Raw genomic sequence first — 16,894 nt, 5'->3', positions numbered from 1 at the left:
TCGCTAGTCCGCGGACTGCGGGCTGGGAGCCGACGCCGCGCTCGCGGGCGACGCGGCGCTCGCCTGCGCGGGCGCGGGCGCGGGCGCCGGGTCCGCCGGGCTTGCCGCGCTGGGGGCCGATGCCGCGGTCGCCGGCGCGGCCGGCGTCGCGGGGGACGGCGAGACCACCGAGACGCGCGTGACGGGAGAGGCGGTTGCGGTCGGGCTCGATGCCGCGGTGATGGCGGAGATCGCCGTCACAGGAGTGACGGGTGTGACGGTCGAACTCACCTTGAGGATGAGCGCCTCCGGCGACGAGGGTGCGCTCACCTCGATCCCCGGAACGGGGTCGTTGGACGGGCCCCCGCTGGCCGCAAACGCGACACCAGCACCCACCGCGACGATGCCAAAGGCGCCGGTGACGATCCATGTCGACTGCGTGGCCATCGCGTGTTCCTTCCCGTCGTGTGCGTCGGCGCGGGCACTGGCGCGCGCGTCACCCCAGCATCGTCCCGCGCGGTGAGCCCTTCAGGAGAGCTTCATGAGAAAACTCTCATGAACCACGCGGTCACGCGCGGCGCGGCTGAGGATCGGTGTCGCGCGCGGAACGGTCGGCGAAGACCTCCGCCAGGGCCGTCAGGAGGGGCCCGGGGGCCAACTCCACGCCGTCAAGGGAGGCGAGCGGCTGGACGCGACGCGTCGAGGAGGTCACCGCGGCGTGCGCCGCGCCGCTCGTGACCTCGTCGAGGACTCCCAGTTCGAGCTCTCCCGGGGCGGCGACCCTGATGGGCAGGCTGGCCTCGGCGCCCCACTCGAGAGCAAGCCCTCGCACGGTGCCGGGTAGACAGCCAGAGGCAAGCGGCGGGGTGACGATCTCCCCTTCGCGTTCGATGAGGATGTTGGATGCCGTGCCCTCGCACAGGTGGCCATGGGTGTTGGCCATGAGTGCCTCGTCCGCGCCGCGCGAGCGCGCGAACTCCATCATCACCACGTTCTCGGCGTAGGACGTGCTCTTCACGCCCGCGAGCGGCGACCGTTCGTTGCGACGCCACGGCACCCGCACCGCGCGACACTCCGTGAGCGCCGGGGAGTCGTTCGCCACCACGACGAGCGTATGGGGCCCGTCGCCGCGCGCACTGCTCATGGGTCCGGCGCCGGACGACACGGTGATGCGCAGGCGAGTGAGGCCCTCGGCGGCGGAGAGCACCTCACCCACGGCCTCGCGCACCCACTCGGTGTCGACGGGCTCCATGCCCATGCGCGCCATCGAGTACTCGAGACGCTTGAGGTGGCGCGTGAGCGCGAAGGCGCGGCCGTGGACCACCTCCATGGTCTCGAAGACGCCGTCGCCGACCGTCCAGCCATGGTCTCGCGCCGCGACGACCGGCTCGTCAGCGTCATCGAGAAGCCCACCACCACGCAGGCGTCCCCCCACCCACACCAGCGTTGTCATGGGCCCATTGTGTCCGCGGATGCCAGAGCTATCAAGCGTCGCGCCTTCAACTCCGTCTCGGCCCACTCTCCCGCCGCCTCCGACCCCCACGTGATGCCGGCGCCGGTACCGAAGGACAGGCGTCCGCCCTGGTCAGGGCGCCACACGAAGGTGCGAATGCCCACCGCGAGCTCGGCGCGACGGGAATCGGCATCGATCCACCCGATCGCACCGCAGTACGGACCGCGAGGCACGGGCTCCTCGCGCGCGATGATTGCCAGCGCGGACCCCTTGGGTGCGCCGCTCACGGACCCCGGCGGAAACGTGCCGTCCATCAGGGCCGGCCACAGTCGCTCGGTCCAGTCGAAGTCGGGCGCGAGCGTCGCCGCGACCGTGGACTGCAGGTGCACCAGTCCCGGGTGCTCGTGCAGGCCGAGCAGCTCCGGCACCCTCACCGAGCCGGGCGCGGCGACGTGCGAGACGTCGTTGCGGATGAGGTCGGTGATCATCACGTTCTCGGCCTCGTCCTTGGGGAGCATCTGCTCCCCCGGTGCCGCGGTTCCCTTGATCGGGCTCGAGGTCACCGTGGCACCGTCCACCCTCAGGTAAAGCTCGGGAGACGCCGAGACCACCCAGGCCCCCGGCCACGCCGCGGTGCGGGGAATCACGATGCGCGACGCGAAGCGTGCGGGGTTGCCCGTCGCGAGCCGATGCGCGAGCGCCACGGCGTCCGGCCCCGGTTCAGCCGCGGGAAGCGGCGCGTCGAGCATGCGACAGAGGTTGACCTGATAGACGTCGCCATCGCGGATGTCCGCGCGGATCCGGTCGACGCCCGCCATGTACGCGTCGCGATCGAGGGACGAGGTCCACGAGGAAGCCAGCGGACCGCGCCAGGCGCGGCCGGGAGGCGGCTCGGGCACGGCATCGTCCCTGGTCACGGCCTCCATGCGCCACGCGTCGAGGCGGCCCTCGAAGCTCCCCACGACGACCCAGAAGCCGCCCGCGGCGACCTTGGCGCCGTCGACGGTGAGGTCCGCATGGTCGACGGGTGAGGCGGCGCGGACGCCCCGGAACGCGGCGCTGCCGGTCCGGCGCGGATCGTCCTCCCACCTCACGGAGACCACGCTAGTGGGGCGCGCGCGTGACGCTGGTCGACGGGGTCTCGCGCGCCACGCCCGGGCGTCGACCGATTTGGTCCGGCGGCGTTCTATCCGCTAGGGTCTATCTCTCGTCAGGGCACAGCCCCGACATGCGGACGTGGCTCAGTTGGTAGAGCATCACCTTGCCAAGGTGAGGGTCGCGGGTTCGAATCCCGTCGTCCGCTCGGAGCGCCGGCGCCGGTGACGGTGGCGGCACTACGGTGGAGTGGCCGAGAGGCGAGGCAGCGGCCTGCAAAGCCGTATACGTGGGTTCGAATCCCATCTCCACCTCGGGCGATTGGCGCAGCGGTAGCGCGCTTCCCTGACACGGAAGAGGTCACTGGTTCGATCCCAGTATCGCCCACGACGAGGACGAGTCACCCGAGAAATCGGGCCTCGGCCTGTCGGCCGGTTCCGACCGGCAAACGCGGACGTGGCTCAGTTGGTAGAGCATCACCTTGCCAAGGTGAGGGTCGCGGGTTCGAATCCCGTCGTCCGCTCGAATGATCGCCCCTCGGGGCGATCTTCGTGTTTTACCTGGCTTCTTGCCGGGCGATTGGCGCAGCGGTAGCGCGCTTCCCTGACACGGAAGAGGTCACTGGTTCGATCCCAGTATCGCCCACTCCCCTGATCTCCACGCGGCTCGCACGCAGCCCGCGGACATTCCTCAACGACTCACGCGCACCGCGCCCCTCACGGACTCGGCGGCACCCCGCAGGTCGCCGGTGTCCACGGGCGCGGCGAGGCCACGGCAGCGGGCCGCGAGCGCCGTCAGCGCCGCCATGTCCCTCATTCCCTCTCCCAGCCGTGCATCGATGGGGGCGAGGCCTGCCGACAGCCGCTCGCCCACTCCGCTGCGCACCACCAGGGTGCGCCAGTTCGCGAGCAGTCGCTGGAACTCGAGCAGCCGCTGGTGCGCGTCGTCGACCGCGTCCGCCGCGGCCAGCAGGCCCGCGGCGGCGGCACGGCGGGTCTCCTCCCCCTCCTCGATCGACACGGCGACCGCGCTCGCGAGATCGCCGATGCTGCGGGCGGGGTCGCCGATCGCGGTGCCCGCGATGAGGTCGGCCGCGACCAGCAGCGCCATGTCGGTGTGGAGCACGGACAGCGCGAGCGCCGCGCGCAGATCCAGGAGACGCGTGCGCTGCGCGTCGAGAGCGACACTCAGCGGCCGCACCGTCTCGCGAAGTGCCCGAGCAAGGGTCACCGTGGCGCGCGCGGTGGGCGGCAGCACCGGAGCGGACGCCGCGACGGCCTCGGATGCCTCCGCCGCGGCGTCCGCGGCACTGGCCAGCGCGTCGAGGCTGACGTGAAGCGTTCCCGCGACGCGGCCGAGCTCCGCGGCGACCTCGGCGGCGTCCTCGTAGCGCGCGCGAAGTTCGCCGAGCTCATGATCGATCGTGATGAGCCCCCGTACGACGTCGTGCCAACGGTCCCCGGGCCGCGTGAGGGGCCGAGCGGAGCCTCCCCCCGCGGCGCGGCGCCCGTCGACCTCGGCGGGCAGCAGCGTCCTGATGACGTCGTCATAGTCGTCGAAGCCCAGTCCGCGGAGTCTCCTCAGCAGGTCCTGTGCGCCGATCGTCGCCGCCTCCGCACGGCTCGCGCCCGCGCGGCGCACGCCATTCTCGAGCGCACGCGTGAGCCGATACGCGTCGACCACGGGCTCCCAGAGGTCGGGGCACGTGACGGCCGACCTCACCGAGAGGAAGCCGTCGCCCAGCGGCGTCACGGTCGAGAACGTGCGGTAGGGCACGCCATCGGCGGCGAGGTTCACCACGTAGGCCGCCATCGACCGGCCGGCGAGCAGGCGGTCCCACATGATCCGGAAGGCGCCGCCGGGCATATCGGGGTGGCGGATGAGGTTGTGCGGGGCACCCACGAGCGCGTCCTCGCTGAACCGCGAGAGCCGCACGAACGTGGAGTTCACCGTCTCGATCACCCCGCGCCGATCGGTGGTCGAGTAGAAGACCTCGTCGACTCCATACGGCCGTTCATGCTCCATCGACAGCAGCGCCACTGACACCGGGCACCTCCTTGTGAGCCAGGCATGGGGGACCTGGTCCGACGCTAGACCCGCGGCCGGGACGTGGGGCTCGCGACGCGCCGCTCTCCGCCCGCAGGTCGCCGCCGGTCAGCCCGGAATGGGCGCGAAGAGCTCTCCCACCTCGACCGCTTCCGCGAGCGTGTTTCCCGGTCCGGGGAGCGGGCACACCCAGTCCGAGGAATACGCGCACGACGGCTGGTAGGCAAAGTTGAGGTCGATCACGAGCGCGTCTCGAGTGCCTCCGAGATCGGCCCCCTTCACGGTGTCGAGCACGTATCGTCCTCCACCGTAGGTGCGTGCCGAGGGGTCGCGCAGGGGCACAAAGATCCCGCCGCCGTACGAGTCGAGCCACCACACGTCGAGCCCTCCGAGGCCCGGAAGCTCGACCCTTCCGACGCGTTCGAACGGGACCACGCCATCGGTCGCCGTGGGCACCTCACGCCGCTCCGGCGGCGCGTCGAGGACCGGCACCACGAAGCGGGCGGCGGGGTCGTACGGGGCGACGCTGGGACGGAACGATGCACGGGCGGCCGGAGGCACGGGCGTCGCCGGGTGGTCGCGGAGCAGCGTCGCGCGACGCTCGCGCCACTCCTCGTGGGCCGCACGCGGGTCGGAGTGCGCGCGCACCGCGGCGTACATCTCGGCGACGCGCAAGCGCCAGTCCCTGATCTGCCACGCGGCGCTCACGGACGCCCGCCCAGGAGCGTGCCCATCGCGTTCGCGAGGCCCCGCGTGACGGCATCGGGATCGCGGTCGAGGTAGCCAGCGACGAGCGCACCATCGCGCAACATCATGATCTGATGCGCGAGCAGCGCCGTGTCGGCACCGTCGCGCGCGACGCCGGCGGAGACGAGCCAGCCCTCGATCGCGCGCATCATCACGGCGCGGAAGTCCGCGACGACGCGGCGGACGGGATGCTCCGCGTCGGGGTACTCGGCCGCGGCGTTGATGAAGGGACACCCGCGAAAGCCGGGGCCGCACATGTCCTCCGTCAGCGCGGCCGCGATCGTCGTCAGGTCTGGCGGCACCCCCGTGCCCTGTGCGATGGCCGCTCGAACCCGGGCGAGTTCGCGCTCGAGATAGGCGACCACGACATCGTCCTTGCTGGGGAAGTGACGGTAGAAGGTGACCTTGGAGAACCCGACCTCGGCGAGAATCCGATCCGCGCTGACCGCACGGATCCCGTGCGTGGCGAAGAGCCGGGACGCCGCCTCCACGATCTCCTCGGCCACGGCGGGACCTCGCCGTGGCGCGATGCGGGAGCCGAGCGAGCCCGTGGCCTGGGACGAGGCGCGGCGGTCGTCTCGCGTGCCGGTCGCGGTGGGCGCGTGCGTCGCGGTCATGGGTGCTCCTTGCGTGGGGCGAGTGCAGGGAATCGATTGTGCCTGCCCTGCGCTACAGTCGGTGTAGACGTACTAGTAACTCTACAGGACACGCCACGAAGGAGCACTCATGACCCTCGACCCCACGGCCGAATCCCCCGCTACCGACGACCTCGCCGCGGCGGCCGCCGAAGACGAGCAGCCGCGCGGCAAGGCCCCTCGCCGCCCCAAGGCCTTCTACACGGCCGAGGCCACCGCGACCGGCGACGGACGCAACGGCCGCGTCGCCTCGAGCGACGGCCTGCTGGACCTCGACCTCGTGATCCCCAATCCGATCACGCAGCCCAAGAAGACCAACCCCGAACAGCTGTTCGCGGCGGGCTTCTCCGCGTGCTTTAACTCTGCGTTCCAGGGCGCGGCGAAGCTCCTCAAGGTCAAGCTGATCGAGTCGACCGTCACCGCGCGCGTAGGCATCGGACCCGTGGCGCTCAACCGCTTCGGCCTGGGAGTGAAACTCCACGTGACCGCCGTGGGAATCGACCAGGAGACGGCCGAGCGGGTCGCCGTGAAGGCCGAGCAGATGTGCCCGTACTCGAACGCGACGCGCGGCAACATCCCCGTCGACATCGAGGTCAGTGTCAGGTAAATCCCGCCTCAAGGGAATGCCAGCGCCTCGGGTCGCGTCTGTCATGATGGTCAGATCCGAGGAGGCTGGTTTTCTCTATGTCCGACGTCACGCACGAACGTACGAGAAGCACGAAGAGGCTGGGTCATCGCCCGGACGCGCCGGTGCCGCTGTCGACCTATCGCCTGCAGTTGAGCGCGGCATTCACCTTCGCCGATGCCGCGGCGCGGCTGGATTACTTCGCCGCGCTGGGCGTCACGCACCTGTACCTTTCCCCCATCCTCACGGCCGCTCCGGGATCGACGCACTTCTATGACGTGGTCGACCACGCGCGCATCTCCGACGTGCTCGGCGGGGAGGAGGGACTGCGCGAGCTGTCGTGGCAGGCAGGTGAGCGGGGAATCGGGCTCATTGCCGACGTGGTCCCCAACCACATGGCGGTTCCCACCCCCGCGTATCACAACCAGGCGCTGTGGTCGGTGCTCGAGGAGGGGCACGACTCGCCATTCGCGCACTGGTTCGACGTCGACTGGGAGTCGGGCGAGCCAGTATTGATGCCGGTGCTGGGCCAGCGTATCGGCACGGTGCTCGCCGCGGGCGAGCTGGCCGTCGACCGCATGGTCGTGCCGGGACTCGAGGACCGCGGAGAGGTGCCGGTCCTGCGGTACTGGGACCACGTCTTCCCGATTCGCGAGGGCACCGAACACCTCCCGCTGGCCTCGCTCGTCGAGCAGCAGCACTATCGCCTCGCGTACTGGCGGGTCGCCAACGAGGAGCTCAACTACCGCCGCTTCTTCGACGTGGGCTCGCTCGTCGCCGTGCGCGTCGAAGACCCCGACGTTTTCGATGCCACCCACGCGCGCATCGTCTCCCTCATCGAGGACGGAACGCTGCAGGGCCTGCGCATCGACCACCCCGACGGCCTCGCGGACCCCGAGGGCTACCTGGCGCGGTTGTCCGCCGCGACCCACGGAGCGTGGATCGTGGTTGAGAAGATCCTCGAGGACGAGGAGCGGCTTCCCACGCATTGGAAGACGGCCGGGACCACCGGATACGACGCCTCCTGGCGCGTCGGGGCGCTACTGAGGGACGCGGCTGGCGCCGCGCCGCTCGCTGGCACGCTCCATCGCGTCGCCGGGGACGCGATGGGCGAGCTGCCGGACATGATCGACGCCGCCAAGCGGGAGATCGTGAAGGAGTCGCTGTCGAGCGAGGTGCACCGACTCGCGACGATCGCGCACCACGTGTGCACGACGGACGTTCGGCTCCGGGACCACACGTGGCGCGCGCTCTACGACTGCTTGCGGACCATGCTCGTCACCTTTGATCGGTACCGCGCATACGTGGTCGCCGACGCCCCGCCGCGCCCCGACTCGCTCGAGACCATCGATCACGCCGCGGAGCGCGCGCGCCGCCTCCTCGACCCCGAGCGTCACGAGACGCTCGATGTGGTGGTGGACCTGCTCAAGGGCGCCGAGGTGGGTTCCGCCGGGCGCACGACGGACGCCAAGCGACGCGAGCTCATCACCCGCTTCCAGCAGGCCTGCGGCGCGACGATGGCGAAGGGCGTGGAGGACACCGCGTACTACCGCTGGACGCACCTGTTGCCGCTGTGCGAGGTGGGCTCCCCCGCGGGACGCTTCGCGATGCCGCCGGCGGCCTTCCACGCGTGGGCGCACGAGCAGCAGCAGCTCTACCCCCACGCGATGACGTGCCTCACGACTCACGACATCAAGCGCTCCGAGGACGTGCGCGCGCGGCTGGGAGTGCTGTCCGAGGCGGCCGACGAGTGGGACGAGTTGGTGCAGCGGCTGCGCGAGGTGACTGCCGAGTTGCGCCCCGCGGAGCTCGACGGTCGCACCGAGAACCTGTGGTGGCAGACGCTGGTCGGGACGTCCGACGAGGACGGGGTGATGGAGTGGGACCGCCTCGAGGGCTACCTGGTCAAGGCGATGCGTGAGGCCAAGTCGCACACCACGTGGACGTCGGTCAACGAGACCTACGAGTCGCAAGTGCTGTGGTTCGCGCAGACGACTCACGCCGACCCCGCCGTGCGGGACGAGCTCATCGCCTGGCACCGCGCAACCGCGACCGGCGTGCGCGCGGCGATCCTGGGCCAGAAGCTTCTGCAGCTCACGATCCCCGGCGTGCCCGACGTCTATCAGGGCACCGAGGTGGTCGCCCCGAGCCTCGTCGACCCCGACAATCGCCGGCCCGTCGACTTCGAGTTGCGGGCGGAGATGCTCGCGCGAGTGATGGGACGCGCCAAGCCGCGGGGCCTGACCGAGGAGAAGATGCTGGTGACGGCCTCCGCGCTGCGGTTGCGGCGCGCCCAGCCTGCCGCCTTCATTGGCGACGATGCCGGCTACGTCCCCTTGGCATCGTCCTCCGGCCACGCCGTGGTCTTCGCGCGCACGGTGGGCGAGGAGGCCGTCACCATCACCGTGGTGACCCGCGCGGCGCTCGAGCTCGAGCGGCTCGGCGGGTGGGGCGAGCACACCGTGCAGCTTCCGGAGGGTCGCTGGCGCGACGTGATTGGCCGTCACACGGTCGAGGGAGGCCCGGTGCCGCTCGCGCAACTGCTCAAGTCTCACCCCGTCGCGCTGCTGGAGCGCGCGTGAGTGCGCCGGTGCGGGTGTGGGCGCCCGCCGCGTCGCGTGTCGAGGTCCTCGTGGGACCGGCCGACTCCGCGGTCACTCAGGTGATGCATCCGGCCGGTGAGTCCGGGTGGTGGGAAGGCCCCGCGCTTCCCGACGGCACCGACTACGCGTTCGCGATCGACGGCGCGGGACCGTTCCCCGATCCCCGCAGCGCGTGGCAGCCCCATGGCGTTCATGGTCCGTCCCGCATCTTTGACCCGAGCGCATTCGCGTGGACCGACTCCGACTGGACGGGCCGCGACGCCCGCGGAGCCGTGCACTACGAGGTGCATGTGGGCACCTTCACGCCACGGGGCACCCTGGATGGCATCGACGATCATCAGTTGAGCGACCTCGCCGCGCGAGGCATCGAGATGATCGAGTTGATGCCCCTCGCGGCCTTCCCCGGCACGCGCGGATGGGGCTATGACGGCGTCGCGCTGTACTCGGTCCACGACGCCTATGGCGGACCGGCGGCGCTCCAGCGGTTCGTCGACCGCGCGCATCGGCATGGACTGGCCGTGTGCCTCGACGTGGTCTACAACCACCTGGGACCGGACGGCAACTACCTCGCACAGTTCGGGCCGTACTTCACCGACGCACACGAGACCCCATGGGGCTGGGCCGTCAATCTAGACCAGGCCCATGCGCAGGGGATGCGCCGCTTCATCATCGACAACGCCCTGCGGTGGTTCACGGACTTCCACGTCGACGCGCTCCGGCTCGACGCCGTGCACGCACTCGTGGACGACTCACCGAGGCACATCCTCGCCGAGCTCGCCGACGAGACCGCCGCGCTCTCCGCGAGACTCGCCCGACCGCTGTCACTCACGGCAGAGTCCGACCTCAACGACATCAGGATGGTCACGCCGACCTCCGCAGGCGGGCTGGGCATGACGGCACAGTGGGCGGACGATGTCCATCACGCGCTCCACGCGTATCTCACCGGGGAGCGGCACGGCTACTACGTCGACTTCGGCTCCGTCGAGGCCCTCGACAAGGTCTACCGCGACGTCTTCCTTCACGACGGCGGCTTCTCGACATTCCGCGGCACCGACTGGGGGCGGCCGGTTCCGCACGACGTCGATCGCCGCCGATTCGTGGTGTTTGCGTCCAATCACGACCAGGTGGGCAACAGGGCGATCGGCGACAGGCCGGCGAGCAGGCTCAGCCCTGGTGGGCAGGCGGCCTCGCTCGCCCTCGTCTTGCTGTCCCCCTTCACGCCCATGCTGTTCATGGGCGAGGAGTACGGGGAGACCCGGCCCTTCATGTTCTTCACCGACCACGACGAGCCGCTGGGCACCGCGGTATCCGAGGGCCGCATGGGCGAGTTCGCCGGGCACGGATGGGACGAGTTGTATGGCGGCCACGTCGAGGTTCCGGATCCGCAGGATCGCCAGACCTTCCTCCGCTCGAAGCTCGGCTCCGGGCTTGCCTCGACCACCACGACGAACGCCCGCATCGAACGGTGGGTCGCGATGGTCATGGAGGTCAGGCCCCGCACGCTGGCAGAGGGCGCGTGGTCCCGCCATCCGGCGGCGGTGACCGAGCAGGCGCCGCGCCAGCTGACGATGCACGGGCCGGTCTACGTTCATGCGAATCTGTCCGACGAGCCGATGCGCGTGCTCGGCGGCACTCTTCTGGGGGCCTTCGGCACGGTGACGGACGAGGGGCGCGAGATCGTGCTCGAGCCCGACGCCGTCGCACTCGTAGCCGCGTAGCGACGTAGCGACGTAGGGGCGCGACGCGTGAGGGCACAGCGCGCGGGTGGTGGGGGCGCGTCGGGTGGTCATGCTGCCTGTGGTGGTGCTTGGGGTGGGTGGATCTCGAGTGCGCGTTTGCCTCCTTGGACGGGGGTACGCGTGGGGTCGACCGATGCTGGTGGGATGAACCACACCTCGGTCGCTGTGGTGCGGACACTCCAGCCGTCGTCGTGGAGTCGATGATGGCAACGCGTACACAGCATCAGCCCGTCGCGCAGGTTGGTTTCACCGTGGTCGCGGTCCCATTCGTTGACGTGGTGGGCATCGCACCACGCGGCCGGGGCGTGACAGAACGCACATCCCCCATCGCGTTCGATCAGTGCGAGGCGTTGCGCAGGCGTGAAGAACCGCACCGCCCGACCCAAATCCATGGGAAGCGAGTCACCACCGCACACCATCGGCAGGATCTGGGCATCCACCGCCATCAGCCTCAACTGCTTCGCGGTCAGTGGTGTCGCCATCGAGTCGCAGTCCCCTACCCCCAGCCCGGTCCGGAGTGCCTCTTCCGACACGCGCACCACCACGGTCGTGGACACACCCGTGCCGGGCTGGGTGCAGCGCAGCCCATGCCTGGCGAGATCGGCGAGGGCGTCAACACGCATCCAACCGGCCTCCCGCGGATCACGCGACGTGTCGCCCGCATCGCGCTTGTGGGCGAACCCTGCCCGTACCCGAGCATCCAGGAACGCGATCAACGGCGCCGCGCAGACAGGATCAAGGAGCCCGTTGACCGCGACCATCCCATCCACGGTCTCCTTGAAATGCAGAAACCTGGCTTCGTGGACGCGTTGTTCACGCTCGAGCGTGTGATCCGCATCCCACGAGGCAAGAACCTGGCGACCGGCGTGACGCAGATCCTCCAGCGACACCTTCCTCGCCTTCACGACCAGCGCCTGCTCCACCTCGGCGCGCTCGGTGTCGCGCCCCTCACCGGAGCACTGGGCAATCACCTCACTCACCAGTGCCGCCTTCGCCGCCGACACCTCACCCGCCCTGAACGCCTCCGCCACCACCGCACCCAGCGAGCGGGCCCCGTCACCGTCACCGTCAGCATTGAGCAGCGTCCCGGCGGCGATCAGATCACGCGCCCCACCACGCGTACCACCCATCCCCGCAGCCACCATCGCCACCGCATTACGAAACCCCTGCTTACGGGCCAGGCCGCCACCGACCTCGGGAGAAGACCTCCGCGCCACCTCCCCCGCCACCATCGCGACAGGCACCTCCACCGCACGAGCCAGACCCGCCACCACCCCCTGCAACTCCACCAGCTCCGCATCCGACAACGAGCCCAACTCCCGCCCCTCGAACACCCGCAACTGCGCGACCACGCCAGCCACCACATCGGCCACCCCGGCAACCACCGGCCCAAGCGAAAGATCCATGACAACAGTCAACACACAAGGTCTGACAATCAGGACAAAAGGGGCTCCCCGCCAAGCGAAAAGACACGAATACCAGGCATCACCCTGGCGCCCCCCGCTCTACCCCGCGAGTGCCCTGAAGCCCTCGTAGACCATGAAGGCGGTCCAGAAGATGCCCTGAAAGATCGCGCCGACGTGCTCCCAGAACCCCTCAGCCTGCGTCCAGAACCAGACGATCCCGCCAAAGATCCCGAGCCCGTAGAGCGCGCCACCGCTCGCCGCCGCGCCGCCGTCCCTGCTCACCGCACACCTCCCTCGTGGCCACGCTGTGCGCCCCTCCTGCCAGGTCTATCAGGGCGTGAGCCCGCGTGCACGGCTACGGTGAGAGGACCCGATCCAACGGAGGACGACATGGTCAAGAAGTCCGGCAAGAAGCGGTCAGCCACGGCCGGCTGGGAGGGACGCGCCGCGGACGCGTTGCGCGTGGGTCCCGGCTTCGACCTCGGTGAGCTCGACACGTCCGCGACGCCCGGTTTCGATGGGGACGATGCCGCGGGAGAGGCCCTCATGAAGCGCCTGGGGCGCAGGCTGTCGGACCTTCAAGAGATGCTCTACGCAGAGGGGCGCTCGGGCGGCACCAGAGCGGTGCTGTTGGTCCTGCAGGGGATGGACACGTCCGGGAAGGGAGGCATATCGCGGCACGTACTTGGAATGGTGGACCCTCAGGGAGTCACGGTGCGGGCGTTCGGCGTCCCCACTGAGGAAGAGAGACGGCACCACTACCTGTGGCGCATTCGTCGCGCCCTTCCGCAGCCGGGGCGCATCGGCGTCTTCGACCGCTCGCACTATGAGGACGTGCTCGTCGTGCGCGTCGATGGACTGGTCGAGGACGACCCGTGGCTCGAGCGCTACGAGGAGATCATCCGCTTCGAGAGGGAGACCGAGGCCGCACGCATCACCGTGCTGAAGTGTGCCCTCATGATCTCTCCCCACGAGCAGCTCGAGCGGCTCTCGGAACGCCTCACGCGGCCCGACAAGTTCTGGAAGTACAACCCCAGCGACCTCGATGTGCGCGCGAAGTGGGACGACTACATGCACGCCTACCAGGACGTCTTTGATCACACGTCGACGGCATCGGCGCCGTGGCACGTGATTCCCGCGGACCACAAGTGGTACGCGCGACTCGCGGTCACCCAGCTCCTCGTCGACACGCTCGAGGACATGAACCTCACGTGGCCCGCGGCCGACTTCGACCTCGACGCCGAGCGCGCTCGACTGGCCCGCATGCTCGAGGAGACCCCCTGAGCTAGACGGGCCGGTGGTGCTCGATCGCGGCATGCACCATCGACTCGAGGCGCGAGAGCGCACGCAGGTACTTCTTCCGGTAGCCGCCGCGCATCATCTCGGCGGTGAAGATCGTCTCGAGTCCACCCCCGCCCGCGAGCACCCGCGCGTCCCGGTCATAGAGCCGATCGACGAGGCCCACGACGCGCAGCGCCTGGTTCTGATCGGCCAGCGGAAACACTCCGTCGATCACCAGGACCCGCACCCCATCCACGTAGGCGCCGAAGCGACTCGGGTGCACGTGCGCGAGATCCGCGACCAGCGCTTCCCACGCGACGCGCGCGGCCCCCTGCTCTGCCGCCGCGGCGTCCAACGCGCCGGCGTCCGCTGGAGCGGGGAAGTCGAGCGATCCACGGTGCCGGTAGTCGGGCCCATCGATACGAATGACCTCGAAGACGCGCGCCACGGCCTGGATCTCACGCTGGAAGTCCTCCGCCGCGAACCGCCCCTCACCCAGCGCATCGGGAAGCGTGTTCGACGTCGCCGCGACGCACACCCCGGCATCGGTGAGCTCGCGCATGAGGCGAGCCATCAGCAGCGTGTCGCCCGGGTCATCGAGTTCAAACTCATCGATGCACACCACCGCGAACGCCGAGAGCGCCTCGCGCGCCGCCGCAAAGCCCAGCGCTCCCACGAGGTTCGTGTACTCGACAAAGGTGCCGAAGGCAGCCCGACCGTCGAGAGCGTGCGCGATCGCGGCGAGAAGGTGGGTCTTGCCCACACCGAATCCGCCGTCGAGGTAGAGGCCCACCCCTGGACCCCGCCGGCTCCTCAGCCGCCGCTGATGCGGTCGCGCGAAGTCGCGCGCCGCTGCCAGCGCCTGTGCTTGACTGGGGTGGTCGGGATCGGGGACATAGGAGTCGAACGATGCCTCCGCGAAGTGCGGGGGCGGCACCAGGCCGGCGATGAGAGCCGCGGGTTCGACGACGGGCCTTCGACCCAGGACGGACACACTCACGTGCCCAGCCTACGGCGCACCTTCGGGCCGCGAGGACGGGTTCGCAGCGGGGAGGCGCGATGGCCGATCACACAGCGCCCGAGCACACGCCACCCGGCGCCACCCTGACGGGAGGCGCGCGAGGCGAGCCACCCGGGGAGATACCGCCCGACCCGGCGGAGGCCAGGCTGCGCGCGCTCTACCCCCACCGCGCGGGCATCGTCCGCCTGAACCTCATCGCCAGCGCGGACGGCAAGGCCGCCGGAGCCGACGGCACGTCACGAGGACTGGGCGGCCCCGAGGACCAACGCATCCTCGCGGTGCTGCGTGCGCTGTGCGACGTCGTGCTCGTGGGCGCGCAGACCGCCCGCCGGGAGCGCTACGCGGACCTCGCCGTGCGTCCCGGGCTCGCCCAGGCAAGGACGATGCTCGGGTTGCGCGAGCACGTGGATGTCGCCGTGGTGACGCACACCGGCAACCTTCCGCCCGGACTCACCCCGGCACGCACCTGGGTGGTGACCCACGCGGGCTCCCCCGCCACCGCGAGGCTCGGTCCCGAATGGGCCGAGCGCCTCATCATCGCCGGAGACCAGGACGTGTCTCCCCGCACCGCGATCGGCCAACTTGGCGCGCGCGGCCTGTCCCGCGTGCTGTGCGAGGGCGGCCCCACCCTCGCGGGCCGGTTGCTCAACCGCGGCGTGGTGGACGACTACTGCCTCACCGAGTCCCCTGTCGTCGGCGCCGCCGCGGCACCCGCGATCCCCCCGGTCCCCGCCGGAATGGACGAAGCCGCCACCCTGGAGGGCGGCGGCTTCGTCATGCGCCGGTGGACCCGGCGCTCCTAGAGCGAGCGCAGACTCAGGCCTCGATCTCGGTGCGGTCACCCGACCACAGCGTGTGGAAGGTGCCCTCCGCGTCGACGCGCTTGTACGTGTGCGCTCCGAAGAAGTCGCGCTGGCCCTGAATCAGGGCGGCAGGCAGACGCTCCGCACGCAGCGAGTCGTAGTACGCGAGCGAGGATGCGAACGCGGGCGCGGGCACGCCCGTGAGCGCGGACTGCGCCACGACGCGGCGCCACGCACCCACGCCGCCCGCAATCTCGTCGACGAAGTACGGGTCGACCAGCAGGCTCGGCAGTGCCGCGTTGCGCTCGAACGCCTCCGTGATGCGGTCGAGGAAGCGCGCACGGATGATGCAGCCCGCACGCCAGATCTTCGCCATGTCACCGAGCGTGATGTCCCAGCCGAACTCGTCGGACGCGGCGCGGATCTGGTCGAAGCCCTGCGCGTACGCGACCACCTTGGACGCGTAGAGCGCGAGCCGAACGTCCTCGATGAATGCGGCGCGGTCCTCGACGTCGAAGGCCTGCGTGTCGCCTGCGAGCACGCCGCGCGCGGCCTGACGCTGGGCGACCTGGGACGAGATCGCACGCGCGAACGTGGCCTCGGCGATGCCGGTGACGGGCACGCCCAGGTCGAGGGCGGACTTCACGGTCCAGCGACCGGTGCCCTTCTGGCCCGCCTCGTCCTTGATGACGTCGACGAGCGCCTTGCCGGTGCGGGCATCGGTCTGGCGCAGCACCTCGGCCGTGATCTCGATGAGGAAGGACTCCAGGTCGCCCTGGTTCCACTCCGCGAAGATGTCGGCGATCTCTGCGGGCTCGAGGTCGAGTCCCGTGCGCAGCAGGTCGTACGCCTCGCCGATCAGCTGCATGTCCGCGTACTCGATGCCGTTGTGGACCATCTTGACGAAGTGGCCGGCACCGTCGGGACCCACGTGCACGCAGCACGGCGTCCCGTCCTCGGCCTTGGCGGCGATCTTCTCGAGGATCGGGCCCAGCGTGACGTAGGACTCGGCGGGACCACCCGGCATGATCGAGGGGCCCAGCAGCGCACCCTCCTCACCGCCCGAGACTCCCGAACCCACGAAGTGCAGGCCCTTGGCGGCGAGGTCCTTCTCGCGACGCATCGTGTCCGTGTACAGCGCGTTGCCCGCGTCGACGATGATGTCTCCGGGCTCGAGCAGCCCCGTGAGCTGGTCGATCACGGCGTCGGTCGGACCGCCGGCCTGCACCATGATGACGACGGTGCGCGGCGTGGCCAGCGCTCCCACGAAGTCCTCGAGGCTCTCGCAGCCGATGAACGCGCCCTCGTCGCCGTGCTCCTCGATGAGCGAGCGCATGCGCTCGACCGAGCGGTTGTGCACCGCGACCGTGAAGCCATTGCGTGCGAAGTTGCGTGCGAGGTTGCGGCCCATCACCGCAAGTCCGGTCACGCCAATCTGAGCAAGCGCCATCGTCCATCCTT

At 70.2% G+C, this 16,894-nt stretch carries 15 protein-coding genes and 5 tRNA genes; 10 read left to right on the top strand and 10 right to left on the bottom strand.

Annotation, left to right across the window (positions count from 1 at the left end; genetic code table 11):
- Window positions 1–3: 3 nt before the first annotated feature.
- The 3 genes from ABEA62_RS01140 to ABEA62_RS01130 form a co-directional block, all read right to left on the bottom strand.
- Complete coding sequence (locus ABEA62_RS01140) at window positions 4–426, bottom strand: hypothetical protein (protein ID WP_286215866.1); 423 nt, start codon at window positions 424–426, stop codon at window positions 4–6.
- A 121-nt stretch (window positions 427–547) separates the two neighbouring features.
- Window positions 548–1,432: an aminotransferase class IV gene (locus ABEA62_RS01135; protein ID WP_286215865.1), complete on the bottom strand. Its 885-nt coding sequence runs from the start codon at window positions 1,430–1,432 to the stop codon at window positions 548–550.
- The gene (locus ABEA62_RS01130) at window positions 1,429–2,526 is read right to left on the bottom strand and encodes a chorismate-binding protein (RefSeq protein WP_286215863.1); all 1,098 of its coding nucleotides are present in this window, start codon (window positions 2,524–2,526) and stop codon (window positions 1,429–1,431) included. The genes ABEA62_RS01135 and ABEA62_RS01130 overlap by 4 nt, the downstream gene beginning before the upstream one ends.
- Window positions 2,527–2,662: 136 nt before the next feature.
- Here ABEA62_RS01130 and ABEA62_RS01125 point away from each other — a divergent pair.
- The 5 genes from ABEA62_RS01125 (at window position 2,663) to ABEA62_RS01105 (ending at window position 3,172) form a co-directional block, all read left to right on the top strand.
- Window positions 2,663–2,735: transfer RNA gene (locus ABEA62_RS01125), tRNA-Gly, on the top strand.
- A 35-nt stretch (window positions 2,736–2,770) separates the two neighbouring features.
- Window positions 2,771–2,841, top strand: a tRNA-Cys gene (locus tag ABEA62_RS01120).
- Window position 2,842: 1 nt separating this feature from the next.
- A tRNA-Val gene (locus tag ABEA62_RS01115) sits at window positions 2,843–2,914 on the top strand.
- Window positions 2,915–2,977: 63 nt separating this feature from the next.
- A tRNA-Gly gene (locus ABEA62_RS01110) sits at window positions 2,978–3,050 on the top strand.
- Window positions 3,051–3,100: 50 nt separating this feature from the next.
- Window positions 3,101–3,172 (top strand) — tRNA-Val (locus ABEA62_RS01105).
- Between the two features lie 45 nt (window positions 3,173–3,217).
- Here ABEA62_RS01105 and ABEA62_RS01100 read toward each other — a convergent pair.
- The 3 genes from ABEA62_RS01100 to ABEA62_RS01090 form a co-directional block, all read right to left on the bottom strand.
- Entirely contained in the window at window positions 3,218–4,573 is a 1,356-nt protein-coding gene (locus ABEA62_RS01100; RefSeq protein ID WP_345378120.1) for a hypothetical protein, read from the bottom strand.
- A gap of 108 nt (window positions 4,574–4,681) precedes the next feature.
- Window positions 4,682–5,233: a DUF1684 domain-containing protein gene (locus ABEA62_RS01095; protein ID WP_286216652.1), complete on the bottom strand. Its 552-nt coding sequence runs from the start codon at window positions 5,231–5,233 to the stop codon at window positions 4,682–4,684.
- A gap of 44 nt (window positions 5,234–5,277) precedes the next feature.
- Window positions 5,278–5,937: a TetR/AcrR family transcriptional regulator gene (locus ABEA62_RS01090; RefSeq protein ID WP_286215856.1), complete on the bottom strand. Its 660-nt coding sequence runs from the start codon at window positions 5,935–5,937 to the stop codon at window positions 5,278–5,280.
- A gap of 109 nt (window positions 5,938–6,046) precedes the next feature.
- Between ABEA62_RS01090 and ABEA62_RS01085 the strand changes: the two genes are divergently transcribed.
- The 3 genes from ABEA62_RS01085 (at window position 6,047) to treZ (ending at window position 10,901) form a co-directional block, all read left to right on the top strand.
- A complete protein-coding gene (locus ABEA62_RS01085; protein ID WP_286215854.1) occupies window positions 6,047–6,562 on the top strand; it encodes an organic hydroperoxide resistance protein in 516 nt (171 codons plus the stop codon).
- A gap of 143 nt (window positions 6,563–6,705) precedes the next feature.
- Window positions 6,706–9,162, top strand: coding sequence for a malto-oligosyltrehalose synthase (gene treY, locus ABEA62_RS01080; protein WP_345378115.1), 2,457 nt, complete (start codon window positions 6,706–6,708; stop codon window positions 9,160–9,162).
- Entirely contained in the window at window positions 9,159–10,901 is a 1,743-nt protein-coding gene (gene treZ, locus ABEA62_RS01075) for a malto-oligosyltrehalose trehalohydrolase (RefSeq protein ID WP_286215850.1), read from the top strand. Before treY ends, treZ begins: the two co-directional genes overlap by 4 nt.
- A 68-nt stretch (window positions 10,902–10,969) precedes the next feature.
- On the opposite strand, the gene ABEA62_RS01070 is transcribed toward treZ, so the two are convergent.
- Together ABEA62_RS01070 and ABEA62_RS01065 are read right to left on the bottom strand one after the other, a co-directional pair.
- Window positions 10,970–12,328, bottom strand: coding sequence for a DUF222 domain-containing protein (locus ABEA62_RS01070; protein ID WP_286215849.1), 1,359 nt, complete (start codon window positions 12,326–12,328; stop codon window positions 10,970–10,972).
- A gap of 99 nt (window positions 12,329–12,427) precedes the next feature.
- Window positions 12,428–12,610: a hypothetical protein gene (locus ABEA62_RS01065; RefSeq protein ID WP_286215848.1), complete on the bottom strand. Its 183-nt coding sequence runs from the start codon at window positions 12,608–12,610 to the stop codon at window positions 12,428–12,430.
- A gap of 108 nt (window positions 12,611–12,718) precedes the next feature.
- Here ABEA62_RS01065 and ABEA62_RS01060 point away from each other — a divergent pair, with 108 nt between their 5' ends.
- Window positions 12,719–13,612, top strand: coding sequence for a PPK2 family polyphosphate kinase (locus tag ABEA62_RS01060; RefSeq protein ID WP_286215847.1), 894 nt, complete (start codon window positions 12,719–12,721; stop codon window positions 13,610–13,612).
- Window position 13,613: 1 nt separating this feature from the next.
- Here the strand turns inward: ABEA62_RS01060 and zapE are convergent, their stop codons facing one another.
- Entirely contained in the window at window positions 13,614–14,609 is a 996-nt protein-coding gene (gene zapE, locus ABEA62_RS01055; RefSeq protein WP_286215843.1) for a cell division protein ZapE, read from the bottom strand.
- Between the two features lie 59 nt (window positions 14,610–14,668).
- Here zapE and ABEA62_RS01050 point away from each other — a divergent pair, with 59 nt between their 5' ends.
- Entirely contained in the window at window positions 14,669–15,433 is a 765-nt protein-coding gene (locus ABEA62_RS01050) for a dihydrofolate reductase family protein (protein ID WP_345378110.1), read from the top strand.
- A gap of 13 nt (window positions 15,434–15,446) precedes the next feature.
- Here ABEA62_RS01050 and gndA read toward each other — a convergent pair whose 3' ends face one another.
- Window positions 15,447–16,883, bottom strand: a complete 1,437-nt coding sequence (gene gndA / locus ABEA62_RS01045) for an NADP-dependent phosphogluconate dehydrogenase (RefSeq protein ID WP_286215841.1) — start codon at window positions 16,881–16,883, stop codon at window positions 15,447–15,449.
- Between the last annotated feature and the right edge of the window lie 11 nt (window positions 16,884–16,894).

It is taken from the genome of Demequina sediminis (assembly GCF_039545075.1).
Lineage (GTDB): Bacteria > Actinomycetota > Actinomycetes > Actinomycetales > Demequinaceae > Demequina > Demequina sediminis.
This window is presented reverse-complemented; position numbering and strand designations above follow the sequence as displayed.